The following is a 17,954-nucleotide window of genomic DNA, read 5'->3' as shown; positions in this document are numbered from 1 at the left end:
CATCCGCAGCGAATAGCGGCTTCGGCCAACACCTCATTCCCTTTCATTAACCTTAAATCTCCCATTGCATATCGTTTTATGTTTCTTATTTTATATTCCTTATTTTCTTCCTGTTCTCATCCGCAGTTTCAACACTTTTTAAAAAAAATAGCAATTAATTCATTACATTCATTAAAGTTGATACAACTTTTCCCTCTGGTAATAAGGAATGAAAAAGGGAGTCTGCCCACAGCTTGGCTATCCCTAAACTTTCACTCTGTAAACTGTAATGCAGGTATCGGGGCAAACAACCCCGCAATTTGCACATCCTGTACAAACATCCGGATTTTCCATAAATGCATAGTGATATCCTTTGCTGTTAACTTCTTTGTGTAATGACAGCATATCTTCCGGACAGACTTCCACACACAGTTCACAACCCTTGCATGCTTCAATGTCAACTACTACTGCTCCTTTAACCTTTACCATATTGTATTTATATTTTATGCTAAAATTAAAAACCTTTTATTACTAAAAAGACCAAAAAAGTCAGGTTCTGCTATAAATATTGAGAGTGATTAAAATCTTTAAGCGGAACCAATAAAAAACTAACAAATCAACAGTTAATTACTTTTCATGAATTAAAACAGAACTCAACGTCAAAACTATTTTTTACATGATGAAAAAGATGCAACTATTGTTGCTTATTTGGCAGCCGCCTAAATTTTGTAAAGAAACCGGGTAAGAATATTACGGTGAATGCCCAGGTAGGAAGCAATATGCTGCCGTTGAAGTTTTTTCCCAAGTTCAGGATATTCCTCAAAAAATTTACGAATTCGTTGTTCTGCATTTAACGATTGAAATGAATGCACCCTGTCCATTGCCTGAATATAACTTTCTTCGGCGAGGATACGGACCGTGCGTTCAAATTTCGGATTATGATCGAGCAGGTATTTAAACTCATCCTTTTCAATACAAATCAATTCTGAATCTTCGTAGGCACGAATCGATTCAGTGGAATTTTTCCCGGCATAAAAGCCACGGTGGTTACTCACGATAAAATTATTAGGAGGGAAAAAAAACCTGGAAATCCATTCGGTACCGTTATCTGAAACATAGGTGGAATAAAACAGTCCATCTATCAATATCCCGATTTTTTTGGCTTTTTCCCCGTAATCAATAAATGAGCTTCCTTTTTTCAGCACTTCCCGGTTGTTTTTCAGCCTGAACTGAGCAAGCAATTCAAGTGTCAATTTATACCGGGATATTATTTTGTTTTGATCCACGTTGTCTTTTTCAGTTCACGGATGAAAAATTTTCATGAAATAACTTCAGCCTTTCTTCCAAATCGGTAAATTGTTCGCGTTTTACAAACGATACACAAGCACGTATTCCTTCCTGGTTGCTGCCTGTATTATCGAGTGCAATGGCGCTAATTCCGTAATACAACAGGTTAGCCACCAGTTCATGCCCTGTCATCCCCGGATAAGCGAGGGTGAAATAAAAACCATCGGCTATAGGTTGGCCGAGGTCGTTTTCATAAACAATTTTGAAACCGTTTTCAAGAAAAAGCCGTTTCATCACTTTGGCCTTTTCACCATACTCTTTAACATCTTCCACAAAATCAAACTCGCCGTCGTTGGCAGCTTTCAGCATGGCAGTAAGTGCCCACTGGGCCGAGTGGCTCGTACCCGAAGAAAGTGCGTACAACAGCCGGAGCGTAATTATGCTTCCAAAATCGGTTCCGCCAAAGCGTTGCTGCAGCGCCGGATAATCGCGTTTATAAAGTGTATCCGATATAACCATCAACCCGATTCGCTGGCCTGCGTACGAAAATATTTTGGAGCTGGAAATGAAAAGAATATAATTGTCAGTGTAATTGGCTACCGATGGCTGAAAGGGTGGCTCACCCGGTGTGGATAGATCTTTCCTGAAATCCATTCCGAAATAAGCCAAATCTTCCATTACAATTACATCATATTTATTGGCCAGCTCGCCTATTATTTTCAGCTCCTCATCGGTAAAGCAAATCCATGTTGGGTTATTTGGATTGGAATAAACAATGGTACAAATATTTCCTTTTGAGAGGAACGATTCGAGCTTTTCACGGAGTTTTTTACCTCTGAAGTTAAATACATCAAAGGTTTCAAATTTTTGGCCGAGCACCTGCATTTGCTGTTTTTGCACGGGAAATCCGGGATCAATAAACAAGGTGGTGTCTTTTCCCTTCACCGCATTGGCGGCTGCCATAAAAGCAGCAAAAGTGCCCTGCATAGATCCCACGCTGGGGATGCACCCGGCGGGTGAAACCCCGATATTGAGGAAATTCTTAACAAAACGTGCCGCTTCATTTTTCAGGGGTTTAATCCCGTCCACCATCGGGTAAATGGCGGCCACTCCTTTGCGCAGTGCATCAATTTCGGCCTCCACCCCAATTTGCGATGGTGGCAGCCCCGGAACCCCCATTTCCATGCGGACGAATTTATCGCCTGTTGCTTCTTCCACCAGGTTTACCAGTGCCACTATTTCACGGATTGATGCCTTGCCCGTATCGGCAATGCGCAATTCTTTGATCTTTTCGTCAATAACTTTTTTGTTCAAAGGAGTATTTTCCATTTTTGGTTTGTTTTTCAGGTAAAGGTAAGATTCAGGTTTATGAAATACAATGAGATTTATAACGGTTCAGAAAACCATTACAATCTATTTAAAGTGAATTTTTATTGACTAAAACTCAAATTCAGGCCGAATCTGTTCCACCCACTTTTTCACCCGTTCATCGGTTAGTTCGGGCTCAAAGTCCTCATCCACCGGAAGTCCCATAAATTTTCCGTCTTCAACAGCCTTTGAATCATCAAATTCATACTCATCTGCCGGAACCTGCCCAACCAGCGTGGCACCGTTCTCCTTTAAACTTTTGGCCAGTAATCCAATATGATCTACAAACGTTTGTGCATAGGTAATGTGATCGCCCAAACCAAAAATGGCAAGTGTTTTCCCTTCGTAACGCGTTTTGCTTATTTCGGGCAGGAATTTTCCCCAGTCAGGGTTTGAATAGGTTGAATGCCAGGTTTCGCTGCCTACGGTTGAAATACCAAAAATAATTTTATCATATTTATCAAGGTCGGCAACAGTGGCATCTTTTACACGGACCATTTCCACTTTGTCTGCCCCAATTTCATCCCTCACTTTGTTGGCCACCCGGTGTACCGAGCCATCGAGCGGACCAAAAAAAATTGCTGTTTTACTCATATCATTAAATTTTATTGTTTACTGATCGTGCATATGTAATTCTCCTCGTTCATATTCACCCAAAATAGCCAGGCTCGACACACTTTTTAATACCTGGTGAATTGCCTTGTCGTAATTCTGTGGTTTTCCCCACTCAATATCCACATGAATGGTATATTCATTGGGTTTCCCGATTACGGGCACCGATTGTATTTTGGCAAGGTTGATTTCATTCTCGGAAAAAACATTTAACACCCTGGCCAGTGAGCCGTAAAAATGCCCTACTTCAAAGCAAAGCGAGGCTTTATTGGCTTTTTCGGTAGGGTTGCCATGTTTTGAAAGTACAAGAAAACGGGTATAATTTTTCTTGTTGGTTTCAATTCCGGTTTCAAGAATTTTTAGATTGTATAACTCAGCTGAACGTAAATTCCCAATTGCAGCAGCATTTGGTGGCCGTACTTCGGATATAAGTTTGGCAGCGGCAGCCGTGTCCATTCCTTCATGTAATTCAGCATCAGAAAAATACTGTTCAATGTATTCCATGCATTGTTGAAAAGCAACGGGATGCGAATAAATATTGCTGATATCTTTTGCTTTTACTCCGGGAGTTACCATCAGGTTCATCTGAATATGCAGGTAAATCTCCCCTATTATACGAAGATGGTAATCGCGTAACAACTGGTAATTTTTAAGCAGGCTGCCGGCTATCGAGTTTTCGATAGCCATCACTGCGTAATCGACCTGATCGGAGTCAACCATTTCGCAAACACTTGTAAACGACTTACATTCAACAACTTCAATTTCTTCTTCGAAATATTTCACTGCTGCGTCTTCATGAAAAGATCCCACTATTCCTTGTACTGCAATTCGTTTCATTTTCTAAAAATAATTTCAAATATACTAATTCTGAATTGTTGCCGGTTCGGTTGTTCAATTCCAGCAGCTAAAAGTTTATAACTTATAATTGTTGTTGCTCAACAGGGCATCGCGGTGTTTTTCGAGGCTCGCAATGCATTTGTCAATATTGGTGGGACGGATAACAATTACTGCTGTTTCTTCATTCATGGTAAATGCGTAGAGGTATTCAATAAAAACACCTTCGGCATTGAGAATTTTCAGCATTTTTGACAACGCGCCCGGGCGGTTGGGGCTGTTGGCCAGTACCACATCGGTAGTGCGTGCCGAAAACTCATTCTCTTTTAAAACCGAACAGGCTTTTTCGGGTTCGGAAACGATTAACCGCAATACACCAAAATCGGATGTGTCGGCAACTGTAAAGGCAGAAATATTAATTCCGGCCTCGCCCAGTATTTGGGCCACTTCATTTAACCGGCCCGATTTATTTTCCAAAAAAACCGAAACTTGTTTTGCTTTCATTTCATCTAAATTTTTCTGTTGTCGATAACGCGTTTTGACTTACCGGCGGTGCGTTCTATGGTTTTTGGTTCCACCAGTTTTACATCAACCGAAATTCCCAGGGTCCCCTGAATGTTTGCCGTAATTTTTTTACGCAGTGCTTCCAGTTCGCGTATTTCATCTGAAAAGAACTGCTCCTGCACTTCCACCAGCAACTTCATCACATCGAGCGTCCCCTCACGTTCCACAATTAATTGATAATGCGGTTCGGTTTCGCTCATTTCGAGCAGCACGCTTTCAATCTGCGACGGGAACACATTCACGCCCCTGATGATGAGCATATCATCGGAACGGCCGGTACATTTTTCCATGCGTACCAAAGTACGGCCACAGGTGCATTTTTCATAATTCAAACGGGTAAGATCGCGGGTGCGGTAACGAAGGATTGGGATCCCTTCTTTGGTAACCGTGGAGAAAACCAGCTCACCCATTTCGCCTTTCGGGACAGGCTCGAGCGTTTCCGGGTCGATAATTTCAGGTATAAAATGATCTTCATTTACATGCATCCCGGCCTGCTGCTCACATTCGCACGAAACGCCCGGGCCAACCACTTCGCTCAGTCCGTAAATATCAATGGCTTTCAATTGGAGTTTCGATTCAATTTCGTGGCGCATACTTTCACTCCAGGGTTCGGCACCAAAAATGCCAACCCGCAGGTTCAGCGAACCGGGAGCAATCCCCATTTCTTCCATTATTTCGGCCAAATACAGTGCATACGAAGGTGTGCATGCAATAACCGATGTACCAAAATCCTGCATCAGCTGAATTTGCTTTTTTGTGTTTCCACCCGAAATGGGGATTACCGTGGCCCCGAGGTTTTCGGTACCGTAATGTAACCCGAGGCCGCCAGTGAAAAGCCCGTAGCCATAGGCTACCTGTACAATATCGTTTTTGTGCACACCGGCCATGTAAAGCGCGCGGGTAACCACTTCCGCCCACATCTGCAAATCGTTTCGCGTGTATCCAACCACAGTGGGTTTTCCGGTGGTTCCCGAGCTGGCATGTACCCGTACAATTTCACTCATTGGCACGCTAAACATTCCAAACGGGTAGTTGTCGCGCAAGTCCGATTTATTGGTAAACGGCAGCTTGCTTAAGTCTTCAACCGATTTAATATCGCCGGGCAGCAAACCTTTTTCCTGCATTTTTGCACGGTAGCTGGGTATGTTGTGATAAATCCGCTTGACGGTTTTTTTCAGGTTCTCACTTTGAATATGAGCCATCTCATCGCGCGAAGCACATTCTATCTTCTTGTTCCAAATCATCAGCAATAGTTTGGTAAATTTTTATTTTTTGTGAAGATTAATTTCTACGAAATTTAAACTCCGTAAACCATTTTATCATCGAGAATGGAGATTCCATTTTGCTCAAGACGCTTTCTCGCTTCGATTACATCCGGTACATCGAGAATTAAAATGGCCATCCCGGTTTCTGAAATCAAGCGGCTGTAAGCATTTTCGATGTGAATGCCCACACGTGCAATTTTTACCAGCAGCTCGTCGAGCCCACCCGTTTCATCTTTCATTTCGAGTGCAATCACTTCCCGCAAAACCACCGAATTTCCTTTTTCTGCCAAAAGCCGGTAAGCTTCTTCAGGTTGATCGACCAACAGGTTTAATACCCCCCAGCCATGCAAGATATTGCTCAAAGTCAGCGAACGGATATTTATTTTTTCTGCTTTTAAAAGATTGGTAATCCCCTCGAAATGAGCAATTTTATTTTCTAAAAATACGGAAACTTCAAATGCCATTGTTTTTTGATTTTTTTTTCCAAACAGTACTCCCTTAAAAAAAGCAGCCTGGTTTTAGTGTTAAATTTCAAACAAAAATAATAGTTATATCAGAATTTGTAAGCAATTGAGAGCATATTTCTGAAATTCGTAACATTTTCGGTATTTATTACTTTGCCTTTGTTGTTGTAATCATTTTCGCCGTAAGCAGCCGTCGTCCAGCTCAATTCCCATCCAAACATAAAATTTTTGAAATTGTAAATCAGCTGTGGTGAAATTTTATACACCATATCCACATCGGTGGCAAAACCATAAAAAGGACCGGTTGGATTTTCTGTAGTTCCCATGTTTTTCAGGTAACCGGCAAAAAATCCAAACTTCCATTCACCGCCATAAATAAAGTTAACCCAGTTGTAAATATGATTGAGCGGTGTGTAGGTTTCAGCCCCGGTAGAAGCATCCAGCGAAGCAACCGCATACCCACTGGGTAAAATGCTTTCGCACACATTCTGCCCGTACATCGACTTTGCTTTCAACTGAAATTTATTTTTTGAGTATTTGAAATAGGCCAAAGCAGCCACTGTGTTTAATTTTTCACTGGCAGCAAAAGTTCCCTCTGTTCCAGTGGTTGACGTGCGCGGCTGGATGCTTTTCCAGTCGAATGCCGCCCCCACAACCCAGTTTTCATTATAAAACTGCAATTGTGCATGAAGATTTGGAACAACTGCATCGCGCTGGTACTGATAGGTTTTCCCGGCAGGCCCCGTGTTGGCATATTTAAATTGATAAACTGCCCCGGCAATAAAATCAAAATTATCAGAAAGATGATAGGTAAATCTCAACTGGGGACTGCGGTTAAATACCTGAAAAGGCAGGCCGGTATTTTCGTTTAAAGTGGAAGGAAACACTTTCTCGATGAAAGCAGGATGCCACGTCCTGCCAAAAAGCAAGGTTGATTTTGGCCACACAAACTGCGTGTAGGCATGCCTGAAACGAATGCTGTTAGTAGCAGTTCCGCCGGTAAAATCCACTTCCACATAAGCGCCAACTTTGGCTTTTCCCATTTCAAGCCCTGAAAGACCCGTTCCAAAACGGGTGAACGTATTTAGAAACTGGGCACTCGGCTGGGCATTTATGTCTTTGCCGTTTGTATCATAGTCGGGAGCCATCGGCATAAACTCGAGCAAACCGTCACAGGCATCCAGGTTCCGGCGTGTATCAAAAATGAAATCATTCCGTACAAACCCCGAGAGTTCAACTTTTATGTTTTTAGCGGTAAAAAATCCTTGCGAAAAAGAGGTGAAAGAAATCAGCAGTAGTAAAAAAGGAAGTATCCGTTTCATGATATTTCTTTGATATACAGGTTTATATATTTTTCAAAAAGGAATGGTTTTCAACTCAAAATTAAAAGAAAAGTGCTGTAAATAAACATACAATCAATAGCTTAATAACATGAAACTCTTATTTATTATGGTTATAAATAAATCAAATCCATCAACATTTTTTGTACTACTTGTAACATCTGTTACAAGCCTGCTATTAGGTTTTGCAGATATTTGAAAAAACAAAACGAAAACTAAGGCTATGCTAAAAAAAATCCTGCCACCGGATAAGTGGAAAATTCCAGTCCTGATTGCCTCCGGTATTCTTGTTGGGGCCTTCATTTTCATATTTTTTATGTCGAATGCCCATTCCTACATTTCCGATGATCCGGAAGCATGTGTAAACTGCCACATTATGGCTCCGCAATATGCCACCTGGAATCACAGCTCACACCGCGGTGTTGCGCACTGTAACGATTGCCACGTGCCTCATAATAATTTTCTGAATAAATTCTACTTTAAGGCAAAAGACGGTTTGCGACATGCCACTATTTTTACGCTTCGGAATGAACCACAGGTAATATTTATTAAAGAAGAAGGAGCTGAAGTGGTGCATCAAAATTGTGTGCGGTGCCATTCCGAACTGCTGCTCGATCCGAAACTGAATGCATCAGTCAAGAATTTTGATGTGCACATGACCGATCGTAAATGCTGGGATTGTCACCGCGAAGTTCCTCACGGAAGGGTAAACAGTTTGTCGAGTGTTCCAAATGCGATGGTTCCGCTTCCTCAAAACCCGGTTTCCGACTGGTTACAATCTGAATCAAACAACTAAAAAAATACTACTATGAATGCAACTAAAAAAATAACCGAAAAACGCCCCTGGCTGGCATGGCTACTTTTCTTTGCCACCGTTGTAATTGTTATTCTTGTTGCCCTGCTGGCAACTTCTATTACCGAAAGACGGCTGGAAGCAGCCTATGTTGACACCCCAAAAGTGGATATTCCGGCCTATGAACCGCGAAACGAAATATGGGGCGAAAACTATCCGCGCCAGTTTCAGTCGTATTACGGAACTGCCGACACCACTTTTCAAAGTAAATACAATGGAAGTGTAATGATTGACATGCTGGAGCGCAGCCCGCGAATGGTGGTACTTTGGGCCGGTTATGGATTTTCGAAAGATTATACACAGGCTCGCGGACATTATTATGCCATAGAAGATGTGCGTGAAACATTGCGAACAGGTGCCCCGATGGAACCCGATGAAGGCCCGATGCCCACAACCTGCTGGACTTGTAAAAGCCCGGATGTTCCGCGGATTATGGAGGAAATTGGTCCTGCACAGTTTTATACCGGGAAATGGGCACGCCTCGGTCCGGAAATTGTCAACCCAATTGGTTGTGCCGATTGCCACGACAATGAAACCATGAACCTGCGGATTTCGCGCCCGGCACTCATTGAAGCTTTTGAGCGCCGCGGACGTGACATTTCAAAAGCAAGCTACCAGGAAATGCGCAGCCTGGTGTGTGCACAATGCCATGTGGAATACCATTTCAACAAAGAAAAAGTTGAAGGCGCACAATATTTAACTTTTCCGTGGGACAACGGATTTACCGCTGAAGCCATGCAGGAATATTATGACGATATGGAATTTAGCGACTGGACACACCAAATGAGTAAAACGCCCATGCTGAAAGCTCAGCACCCGGGTTACGAAGTTTACATGACCGGAATTCATGCAAAACGTGGCGTTTCATGCGCCGATTGCCACATGCCCTACATGAGCGAGGGCGGCCAGAAGTTTACTGACCATAAAATGCAGTCGCCACTGAATAACATTGCCAACTCCTGCCAGGTTTGCCACCGCGAGGAAGCGAAGAAACTGGTTCAGGATGTTTACCAGCGCCAGGATATGATTATGGAAGGCCGGATAAAACTGGAAAAACTGCTTGTGAGAGCACATGTTGAAGCAAAAAAAGCATGGGATTTGGGTGCTACCGAAATTCAGATGGACAGTGTCCTTCACAATATCAGGGGAGCACAATGGCGCTGGGATTATGCCGCAGCAAGTCATGGTGCGTCGTTCCACTCGCCGGTGGAAATCAGCCGCACAATCTCCAGTGGAATTGCCATGGCCCAGGATGCCCGTGTTGAACTGGCGCGTGTTTTGGCTGAACTGGGACACAATAAAAAAATTCCTTACCCCGATATTTCAACCAAAGCAAAAGCACAGGAATTTGTGGGTTTGCCTATGGAAGAACTCCGCGAGGAAAAAGAGGAATTCCTGAATACCATTGTGCCACAATGGGAACAAATTGCAGCCCAGAGAGAAGCTTCCTGGCCATCGGCCGGGGAATTAAGACGTTAACAAGAACAAAAAAAAGGACGATGAATAAAATAAAACCCGGGCTTTTTATTATTGCCCTGTTATTATTGTATACACCACTGAAATCGACAACCGGAAAATCTACTCCGTTAAAAAATTGGGGAATGAATTGTTTGCCGGCACACACATGGGCCTTTACAAACGATCGGCAAATTCCGGCAAATGGACAAAAGTAGATTTAAAACTGGAAAAGGAACGCATTGCGGATTTGGCATTGAAAGATGATACGTTGCTGGTGCTTTCGCGCCACTACCTGCTAAAAACTGCCGACGGCAATAATTTTGAAAAAATTCAACTTCCGGAACCTGTCAATTACGAACGAAAAACCGGTTTGTTCAACACTCTTTGGGAATTGCACAGTGGCGAACTTTTCGGATTGACTGGCAAGCTGGTGGTAGATTTGCTTGGAATCGTAACCATTTTTCTGTCAATTACAGGGTTGCTGCATTTCTTCTTTCCAAAATGGATAAAACGCAGAAAGCGAAAGAAAAAACCAGTCCGGCCGCTGGCGAAAGCCACCAAAACAAACCTGCACTGGCACAATGTTGTTGGCTATATGTTTGCGGCATTCCTGCTGATTAACACGCTTGCCGGAATACACCTTCGTCCGCCGCTGCTGATTGCCATTGTTAACAAACAAGTGGGAATTATTCCAGGCACGCACCTCGACAGCCCCAATCCGTGGTTCGACAAACTGCGTCGCGTTCAGTGGGATAAAAATATGCAACGCTATATTTTTTCTACCTCCGACGGATTTTACAGCGCTGAAGAATCACTGACAAAAAAACTGCAGCCATTCAGGTACCAACCTCCCGTGAGTGTAATGGGGCTCAACGTTTTCAAACCGCTTGGCGAAATGAAATACCTCGCCGGTTCGTTTAATGGCATGTTTTTGTGGGATGTAAAAACCGGCGGGGTTTATGATTTTTTTACCGGGAAACCGTATGCGCCACCCGAAGGAATTCAAAATCCGATTGGCGCCAACATGGCAGCCGGACTGGTTGAAGCCGGCAAAAACACCTGGTGGTTCGATTACAACAGCGGCGCACTTCCGCTTTCAGACAAACCGTTTCCTGAAATGCCTGAAGAAATCATGGAAGCTTCTCCTATGTCATTGTGGAATGTGTCACTGGAAATTCATACCGGTCGTATTTTTGAAAACCTGCTCGGTCCGTTTTACATTTTATATGTTCCGCTTGCAGGGCTCTGCCTGATTATGGTTTTGGTGAGCGGTTTTTTCATCTGGTGGAAAGTGTACCGGAAATAGGAAGACATGATTTTCTATCGTCTCATTTTACGGCGGTATTAAATCGCCGATCTCCATCAGGACCAGAGGGAACCGTTCTCTGAAAAAAAGAACAGTTCCTTTTCCGGCACAGACTCGACTTTCCATGAAATAATTTTAAGTCAGATACACTCTGGAAGAAAAAAAACCTTCAAGGTTTTCGGAAACCCTGAAGGTTTAAATCCCGGCGTGCGGAGAATGCGAATTGAATTCGCTTCTTTATTCGGCGGATCGGAATCCGCCGATCCCGGTCATTTACCTATTACTCAACACTGCTTTCTCGTATTGCTGCACTTCCTGAATGTAGTTTTCCCCGGCAGGAACGTCATTCAGCAAACAATAATAATCCCAAACTGCGCCAAATGGTTTTGTTTTTAATTCTTCAAGCATTGCCAACCGTTCAAAATAGTTCTCATTTTCTTCCCATTCCAGCAGTTTTTTGGTGGGTTCTAGCAAGGCAATTAAAAATGCTTTTTGCGCTGCCCGTGTTCCGGTCACATAAGCGCCAATCCGGTTAATGGACGCATCGAAAAAATCGAGGCCCACATTTACCCGGCTGAAAAAATTGTTGCGGGCAATTTCGGAAGCAATCAGTTTTACATCTTCATTCAGTGTCACTACGTGGTCCGAATCCCAGCGCACCGGGCGGGTGACGTGCAGCAGCGCTTCATCCACAAACTGCAGACAGGCCGAAATCTTATCGCCCACCTGTTCAGTAGGATGGAAGTGGCCGTTATCGAGGCAAATCAGCTTATTGTTTTTAATGGCGTAGCCCAGGTAAAAATCGTGCGAGCCAACGGTCATCGACTCAGCGCCAATCCCGAACAATTTACTCTCAACCGCATCTTTTAAATAATCCTTAGAAACTTCTTCTTCGTAACCTTCGTCGAGCGACTGCTTCAGCAAAGTGCGGTAGCCGTTCCGGTCGACAGGCACATCTTTCATACCGTCCGGAATCCAGGTGTTGTGCACACAGGGCGTTCCCAGTTGTTTGCCCATTTCGGCACCAATTTCGCGGCAGCGTTTCATGTGTTCCACCCAAAACCGGCGGATGCCTTCATCTTTCGACGAAAGCGTAAAACCACTGTCGGCTTTGGGGTGCGAAAAATAGGTGCCGTTAAAGTCAAGCCCGGTTTTTTGTTCTTTGGCCCAGTCAATCCATCCCTGGAAATTTTTCACCGAAATTTCATCGCGGTCCACCTTCTTTCCGAAAAATTCGCCATACATGGCATGAAGGTTCAACCGCTGCTTGCCGGGAAGCAGTTGCATCACTTTTTCCAAATCCTGCCGCATTTGTTCAATGGAAGTGGCTTTCCCGGGGTAATTCCCGGTGGCCTGAATTCCGCCTCCTGAAAGTGCTGCATCAGGTGTTTCAAATCCGCCCACATCATCGGTTTGCCAGCAGTGCAAACTAATCACCACTTCCTTCATTTTTTCCAGCGCTGCATCGGTATCCAAACCCAAATCAGCATACTGTTCTTTAGCCAGTTCGTAAGCTTTTTCAATTCTATTTGTATTCATACTTTTTATTCTTCTTGTTTTACAACGGGTAACTGAACCTGTATTCACCCGAGCCCAGTTCCAGTGTTACATTTCCTTCATTTTGCCGGAAATTTTCCGAAACACTCTTTAAGGGTTCATCATTCCTTAAAACCTCATCCGGTGAGGCTGACGGAAGTGTAATGGTTGCTGAAGTGTTTGCCGGAATGGTCACATCATAAATCATCTGGTTTCCTTCAATTTTCCAGTCTGATTTTATTTCTCCGTACATTGATTTATAAACCGCTTTGGCATAAGTGAGGCCACCTCCGGGATGCGGTGCAAGGAAAAAATGTTTGTACCCGGGATTTTCCGGATCGATTTGAATTCCGGCCACGTAGTTGTATAACCACTCACCAATGGCCCCATAAGCGTAATGGTTAAAACTGTTCATTCCTGCATTTTGGAAAGTACCATCCGGTTTCTGACCGTCCCAGCGTTCCCAAATGGTTGTTGCTCCCTGGGTTACAGGGTAAAGCCACGACGGATATTCTTTCCGGTTCAGCAGCATAAATGCCAAATCTTCATATCCGTGATCGGAGAGCGTTTTACAAAGCAACGGAGTTCCCACAAAACCGGTGGTAAGATGTTTGAATTTATTCACATCACCAGCCAGGTATTCTGCAGCCCTGGGGACAAGATTTTCGGGAAGGAGATTGAATGCCAATGCCAGCGAATAGGCCGTTTGTGTATGCGAAACCAATCTTCCGGCAGGAGTAACAAATTCATTTACAAATGCTTTTTTTACTTTTTCAGAAAGGGTTGAATATTTTTCAGCATCGTTTGTTTTTCCTAAAACCTTTGCAATTTTCGCCAGCAATCCGCTTGAATAGGAAAAATAAGCGGTTGCAATCAAATCTTTTTCGGTAGTTGCACCGGGATAATCGGAGCGGGTGGTTGCAAAAGCCAGCCAATCGCCGTAATGGGTGTCGCCAATCCAGAGGTAATCTTCGCCGGCCCTGTTTTTCATGTATTCTACCCAGGCTTTCATGCTGGGGTACTGTTCTTCCAGAATTCGTTTATCGCCATAAGCAAGGTAAGTTTGCCATGGAACAATTATGGCCGCATCGGCCCAGGCGGTAGAGCCACCAGCTCCATTCAGCACATCGGGAATTACATGCGGAACCTTACCGTTGGGAAGCTGGTCGGCAGCCACGTCTTTCATCCATTTGGTATAAAACGGAGCTACATTAAAGTTGAAAGCTGCAGTGGGTGCAAACACCTGGGCATCGCCTGTCCAGCCCAGCCGCTCGTCGCGTTGCGGACAATCGGTTGGCACGTCCAGGAAATTTCCTTTCTGCCCCCACTGAATATTATGCTGCAATTGATTAATCAGCGGATCGGAGCAGGCAAAAGTTCCGGTTGGTTCCATATCAGAATGAATAACAACTCCGGTAATGTTATCCAACTGTGGGGTTCCGGGGAAACCTTCAATTTTCACAAACCTGAAACCATGAAATGTAAAACGGGGCTCATAAATTTCTTCTCCTTCCCCTTTCAAAATATACACATCGGTTGCTTTGGCGGCACGCAGGTTCTCAGTGTAAAAATTGCCCTCCTTGTCCAGAACTTCGGCAAACTTTAACGTAACCTTGTGGCCTCGGTTACCTTTAACTTTTAACCGCACCCAGCCAACCATATTCTGGCCCATATCGAAAACGGTTTCGCCTTTGGGCGTGGTAATAATTTCGATGGGTGAAATTTCTTCCACGGCTTTAACCGGCACTCCCTGGGGCGCAATCAGAATATCTTTCGGATGATTCAGTTTTGCTACAGTTCCCCAGTTATTATCGTTAAACCCGGCAGTTGCCCAGCCTGGCATTTCCAGGCGGGCATCGTAGGTTTCGCCATTGTATATATCGGAAAAAATGATTGGCCCGGTGGTTGCGTTCCAGCTTTCGTCTGTTCCGATTGTTTCGGTTGAGCCATCAGAATATGTAATATGAAGTTGGGCAATCAACGCAAGCTGGTCGCCGTAATAATTGCGCTGATTTCTGAATCCGATATTCCCGCGGTACCAGCCGTCGCCCAAAATAGCACCCAATGCATTATTTTCCTGCAACATAGATGTAACATCGTAGGTCTGGTACTGAATGCGGTTGTTATAACTGGTCCAGCCGGGCGTAAACAATTCGTCGCCCACTTTTTTACCATTCAGATAAAGTTCATATAAACCGAGTGCAGAAACATAAACCCTGGCGGATTCAACTTTTTTTGAAGTGGAAAATTCTTTTCGCAAAAAGTGGCTGGGTTTCGAGCCTTCACCTTCTTTCTCGTTTTCCATGGTAATCCACGAAGCGGTCCAAAGTTCAGGTCGGGTGAGCCCCATTTCCCAGAAAGCAGGTTCGCTCCATTTTGTGGCTTTGTTTTGGTTGTCCCAAATGCGCACCTGCCAGTAAACACGCTGCATTGGTTCAAGTTCAGGGCCCTGGTATTCCACATTTACCGACTGATCGCTATTCACTTTTCCCGAACTCCAAATCAAGCGGTTTTTCCTTTTCAGGTTTGCTGGAGAATCAGCAACTCTGATTTCGTAAGCTGTTTGAAGGACATCCTGTTGATCAGAAAAAATCTTCCAGCTTAATCGCGGTTTTTGAACATCGATACCAACCGGGTTGGTGTGGTATTCACAAACTAATTCTTCTGCCAAAATTTTTTCAGCGGCAGAAACTGTTAAACTGCTGAACAAAAAAACAACAGTTAATAATTTTACCCAATGAATTATTCTTTTCATAATTTGTATTGTTTTAGTTAAAACTATATTATTCCATATAAAAAACCTTTTGCAAAGGTACGGATACCGGAGAGTTATCCGGATTTGTTTTCATGATATCTGCCATATATTTCCACCATTTCTGCACGATTTCATTTTGCCCCAAATCCTGAGAACCGCTTCCTTCCGTTACTTTTTGAAATGCAAAAAGCGTATCGGTTTCCTCATCCAGGAAAATGGAATATTCGCTGATTCCTGCATCTTTCAGTAACCGTTTCAACTCAGGCCAAATCGCGTCGTGCCGATTTTTGTATTCTTCCCGCATTCCTTTTTTGAGGTGCATCTTAAACGCTACCCGTTCCATATTTATAATTTATGATTCATAGATATTTTACTGAATGTTAAAATTATCCATTATTTTAACGCCATGAAATACATTTTTTGACTTATCATTTGTATTTTTTGACACTAACATGAAAGATTTCATAAAATACCTGACCAGCAGTCGTGAAGATAAAAACTGGGGCGCTTACCTCACCTCGGCCGGTTTGCTGAAGATTCCACCGGGAACGGAATATCCTTCTCCCACTCATCCGGGAGGGTATTTTTTCACCTGGGAAAACGGGCGTGTTTTGCAGGAATACCAAGTGAATTACATTACTGAGGGGAACGGAATACTGGAAAACAATCATGGTAAATTTGATTTAAAAAAAGGGGATTTAATGGTCACTTTTCCCGGGGAATGGCACCGGTATAAACCACACAGCAAAACGGGCTGGACTGAAAATTACATCGGTTTTAGCGGTCCGGCAGTCGGTTTTTTTCTCGCCCACAACCTGTTCGATCCTGAAAATCCGGTTATTTCAACCGGTATTCACGAAGAAATCCTGGATGCATTTCTCCGGATTTTTGAACTCGTAAAAACAGAACCACCCGGATTTCAGCAAATCGCTTCCGGACTGGTAGTAAAACTATTAGGAACTTTGGTTTCGTTTCAAAAACAAAAAGAATTTTCGGGGAAAGAGATTGCCGGAATAATTGAAAAAGCCCGGTTTGAAATGCGCAATGAAGTGGATAAAAATTTTGACCTCGAGCAATTCGCTGCAAACAATAACATCGGCTACTCCTATTTTCGCCGGATGTTTAAGAATTTTACCGGCATTTCGCCGCGCCAGTATTTTTTGCAGCTAAAAATTATGCGGGCACGCGAGCTTCTGTTAACCACTGACCAAAACATTAAAGAGATCAGTTTTCAACTCGGATTTGATTCAATCTACTATTTCAGCCGCTTTTTTAAACAGAAAACCGGCATGAGTCCATCGGATTTCAGAAAATAACGGGAGCAGCGGTTTCCGAACCGCTGACTATTATGCGATTCAGTTATCGTATTAATCTTTCCCGCAACGAACTACCAGCGGCAAATGCTCGCCCCCGAACGATTCTTCTTTAAAATTGGCAAAAAGCTCAATGTTTTTGAATCCGGCATGGCCGAGTAATCGTTTCAGTTCTTCGCTGCGCAAGGCCAGAAGCGGCGTTTCATTCTTTACTGACCTGCCTTCATTTTTCAAATCAAGTTCGGTATGAAATGTGATAACAGGACTATTTTTTTCAAAATGGTAGTTTCTAACGAACCGGATGTTGTCAGTTTCGATCAGTGGCAATTCAGTCACCTGTTCATCCAGAATGTAGTTATAATTCAAGATTTGTAATAAAAACTTTCCGTCCGGTTTTAAAATACGATTGGTTCCTTCCAGCATTTCCCGAATGCGTTCAACTGAAAGCAGATGCACCAAAGTATTGCCAAAACAGAGCACTGCATCAAACGATTCGGGTGGAAAATCGGTAGTCAGCTTCAGCATGTTTCCCTCCTGAAAATGCAGGCCGGGATACTTTTTTGATTTTTTTGCCTGCGCAATTAAATCCGGATTCAGATCGATTCCGGTAACTTCAGCTCCTTGTTCTGCCAGGTGATAAGAAAGTTCTCCGGTAGCACATCCAATATCCAGGATTTTGGCTCCTTTAATCTGCCCCAGCTGTTTTTTTACAAATTGCAACTGGGCCGGTTTATACGGAAATATTTCGGAATAGTAGCTTGATATGGAACTGTAAAACTCGTTTTGTGGATCTTTCATTGCTGAAATTTTTATGTTCTGAATAATCCAACAGACAAAAGGGAAGGTTGTTTGTTAATTCCTCGCTTTACCCCGGGCTATTATAATCTGATCCTTTCAGGGTCGAAAACTCTCCATTACCATATTTTATTCAACACTCTCTCTTCACTGCCAACTGATCACCGATCACTGATCACTTCTTCCCTTCTCTCTTCACTGCCAACTGATCACCGATCACTGATC

The 17,954-nt window shown here is 43.4% G+C and carries 17 protein-coding genes; 4 read left to right on the top strand and 13 right to left on the bottom strand.

Annotation, left to right across the window (positions count from 1 at the left end):
* Window positions 1–243: 243 nt before the first annotated feature.
* The 9 genes from ACTCNA_RS14325 to ACTCNA_RS14285 all read right to left on the bottom strand — a co-directional run bounded on the left by ACTCNA_RS14325 (window position 244) and on the right by ACTCNA_RS14285 (window position 7,695).
* Complete coding sequence (locus ACTCNA_RS14325) at window positions 244–468, bottom strand: 4Fe-4S dicluster domain-containing protein (protein WP_462948615.1); 225 nt, start codon at window positions 466–468, stop codon at window positions 244–246.
* A gap of 230 nt (window positions 469–698) precedes the next feature.
* Complete coding sequence (locus ACTCNA_RS14320) at window positions 699–1,265, bottom strand: Crp/Fnr family transcriptional regulator (protein WP_462948614.1); 567 nt, start codon at window positions 1,263–1,265, stop codon at window positions 699–701.
* Between the two features lie 10 nt (window positions 1,266–1,275).
* Window positions 1,276–2,595 carry an aminotransferase class I/II-fold pyridoxal phosphate-dependent enzyme gene (locus tag ACTCNA_RS14315; RefSeq protein WP_462948613.1) on the bottom strand — a complete coding sequence of 440 codons (1,320 nt, stop codon included), beginning with the start codon at window positions 2,593–2,595 and terminating at the stop codon, window positions 1,276–1,278.
* A gap of 108 nt (window positions 2,596–2,703) precedes the next feature.
* Window positions 2,704–3,228 (bottom strand): flavodoxin, encoded by a 525-nt coding sequence (locus ACTCNA_RS14310; RefSeq protein ID WP_462948612.1) that lies wholly within the window; start codon window positions 3,226–3,228, stop codon window positions 2,704–2,706.
* An 18-nt stretch (window positions 3,229–3,246) separates the two neighbouring features.
* Window positions 3,247–4,083, bottom strand: coding sequence for a prephenate dehydratase (locus ACTCNA_RS14305; RefSeq protein WP_462948611.1), 837 nt, complete (start codon window positions 4,081–4,083; stop codon window positions 3,247–3,249).
* 75 nt (window positions 4,084–4,158) lie between these two features.
* On the bottom strand, window positions 4,159–4,584 hold the full coding sequence (locus tag ACTCNA_RS14300; protein WP_462948610.1) for an ACT domain-containing protein: 426 nt from the start codon (window positions 4,582–4,584) through the stop codon (window positions 4,159–4,161).
* 5 nt (window positions 4,585–4,589) lie between these two features.
* Window positions 4,590–5,888, bottom strand: a complete 1,299-nt coding sequence (locus ACTCNA_RS14295; protein WP_462948609.1) for a phenylacetate--CoA ligase family protein — start codon at window positions 5,886–5,888, stop codon at window positions 4,590–4,592.
* A gap of 53 nt (window positions 5,889–5,941) precedes the next feature.
* On the bottom strand, window positions 5,942–6,373 hold the full coding sequence (locus ACTCNA_RS14290; RefSeq protein ID WP_462948608.1) for a hypothetical protein: 432 nt from the start codon (window positions 6,371–6,373) through the stop codon (window positions 5,942–5,944).
* Between the two features lie 89 nt (window positions 6,374–6,462).
* On the bottom strand, window positions 6,463–7,695 hold the full coding sequence (locus ACTCNA_RS14285) for a hypothetical protein (RefSeq protein ID WP_462948607.1): 1,233 nt from the start codon (window positions 7,693–7,695) through the stop codon (window positions 6,463–6,465).
* Window positions 7,696–7,936: 241 nt separating this feature from the next.
* Between ACTCNA_RS14285 and nrfH the strand changes: the two genes are divergently transcribed.
* From nrfH to ACTCNA_RS14270, 3 genes are all read left to right on the top strand, one after another.
* Window positions 7,937–8,509 carry a cytochrome c nitrite reductase small subunit gene (gene nrfH / locus ACTCNA_RS14280; protein WP_462948606.1) on the top strand — a complete coding sequence of 191 codons (573 nt, stop codon included), beginning with the start codon at window positions 7,937–7,939 and terminating at the stop codon, window positions 8,507–8,509.
* 12 nt (window positions 8,510–8,521) lie between these two features.
* Complete coding sequence (nrfA, locus tag ACTCNA_RS14275; RefSeq protein WP_462948605.1) at window positions 8,522–10,045, top strand: ammonia-forming cytochrome c nitrite reductase; 1,524 nt, start codon at window positions 8,522–8,524, stop codon at window positions 10,043–10,045.
* Window positions 10,046–10,160: 115 nt separating this feature from the next.
* Window positions 10,161–11,330 (top strand): PepSY domain-containing protein, encoded by a 1,170-nt coding sequence (locus ACTCNA_RS14270; RefSeq protein ID WP_462948604.1) that lies wholly within the window; start codon window positions 10,161–10,163, stop codon window positions 11,328–11,330.
* A 273-nt stretch (window positions 11,331–11,603) separates the two neighbouring features.
* Here ACTCNA_RS14270 and ACTCNA_RS14265 read toward each other — a convergent pair whose 3' ends face one another.
* Genes ACTCNA_RS14265 through rhaM form a run of 3 tightly spaced genes read right to left on the bottom strand, consistent with a single transcriptional unit; the run spans window position 11,604 to window position 15,964 of the window.
* Entirely contained in the window at window positions 11,604–12,869 is a 1,266-nt protein-coding gene (locus tag ACTCNA_RS14265) for an L-rhamnose isomerase (RefSeq protein WP_462948603.1), read from the bottom strand.
* A 19-nt stretch (window positions 12,870–12,888) separates the two neighbouring features.
* On the bottom strand, window positions 12,889–15,621 hold the full coding sequence (locus ACTCNA_RS14260) for a glycoside hydrolase family 78 protein (protein WP_462948602.1): 2,733 nt from the start codon (window positions 15,619–15,621) through the stop codon (window positions 12,889–12,891).
* Between the two features lie 28 nt (window positions 15,622–15,649).
* Window positions 15,650–15,964, bottom strand: coding sequence for an L-rhamnose mutarotase (gene rhaM / locus ACTCNA_RS14255; RefSeq protein WP_462948601.1), 315 nt, complete (start codon window positions 15,962–15,964; stop codon window positions 15,650–15,652).
* Between the two features lie 109 nt (window positions 15,965–16,073).
* Between rhaM and ACTCNA_RS14250 the strand changes: the two genes are divergently transcribed.
* A complete protein-coding gene (locus ACTCNA_RS14250) occupies window positions 16,074–16,937 on the top strand; it encodes an AraC family transcriptional regulator (protein ID WP_462948600.1) in 864 nt (287 codons plus the stop codon).
* 51 nt (window positions 16,938–16,988) lie between these two features.
* Here the strand turns inward: ACTCNA_RS14250 and ACTCNA_RS14245 are convergent, their stop codons facing one another.
* A complete protein-coding gene (locus ACTCNA_RS14245; protein WP_462948599.1) occupies window positions 16,989–17,732 on the bottom strand; it encodes a class I SAM-dependent methyltransferase in 744 nt (247 codons plus the stop codon).
* Between the last annotated feature and the right edge of the window lie 222 nt (window positions 17,733–17,954).

This window comes from Tangfeifania sp. (genome assembly GCF_055108615.1).
This window is presented reverse-complemented; position numbering and strand designations above follow the sequence as displayed.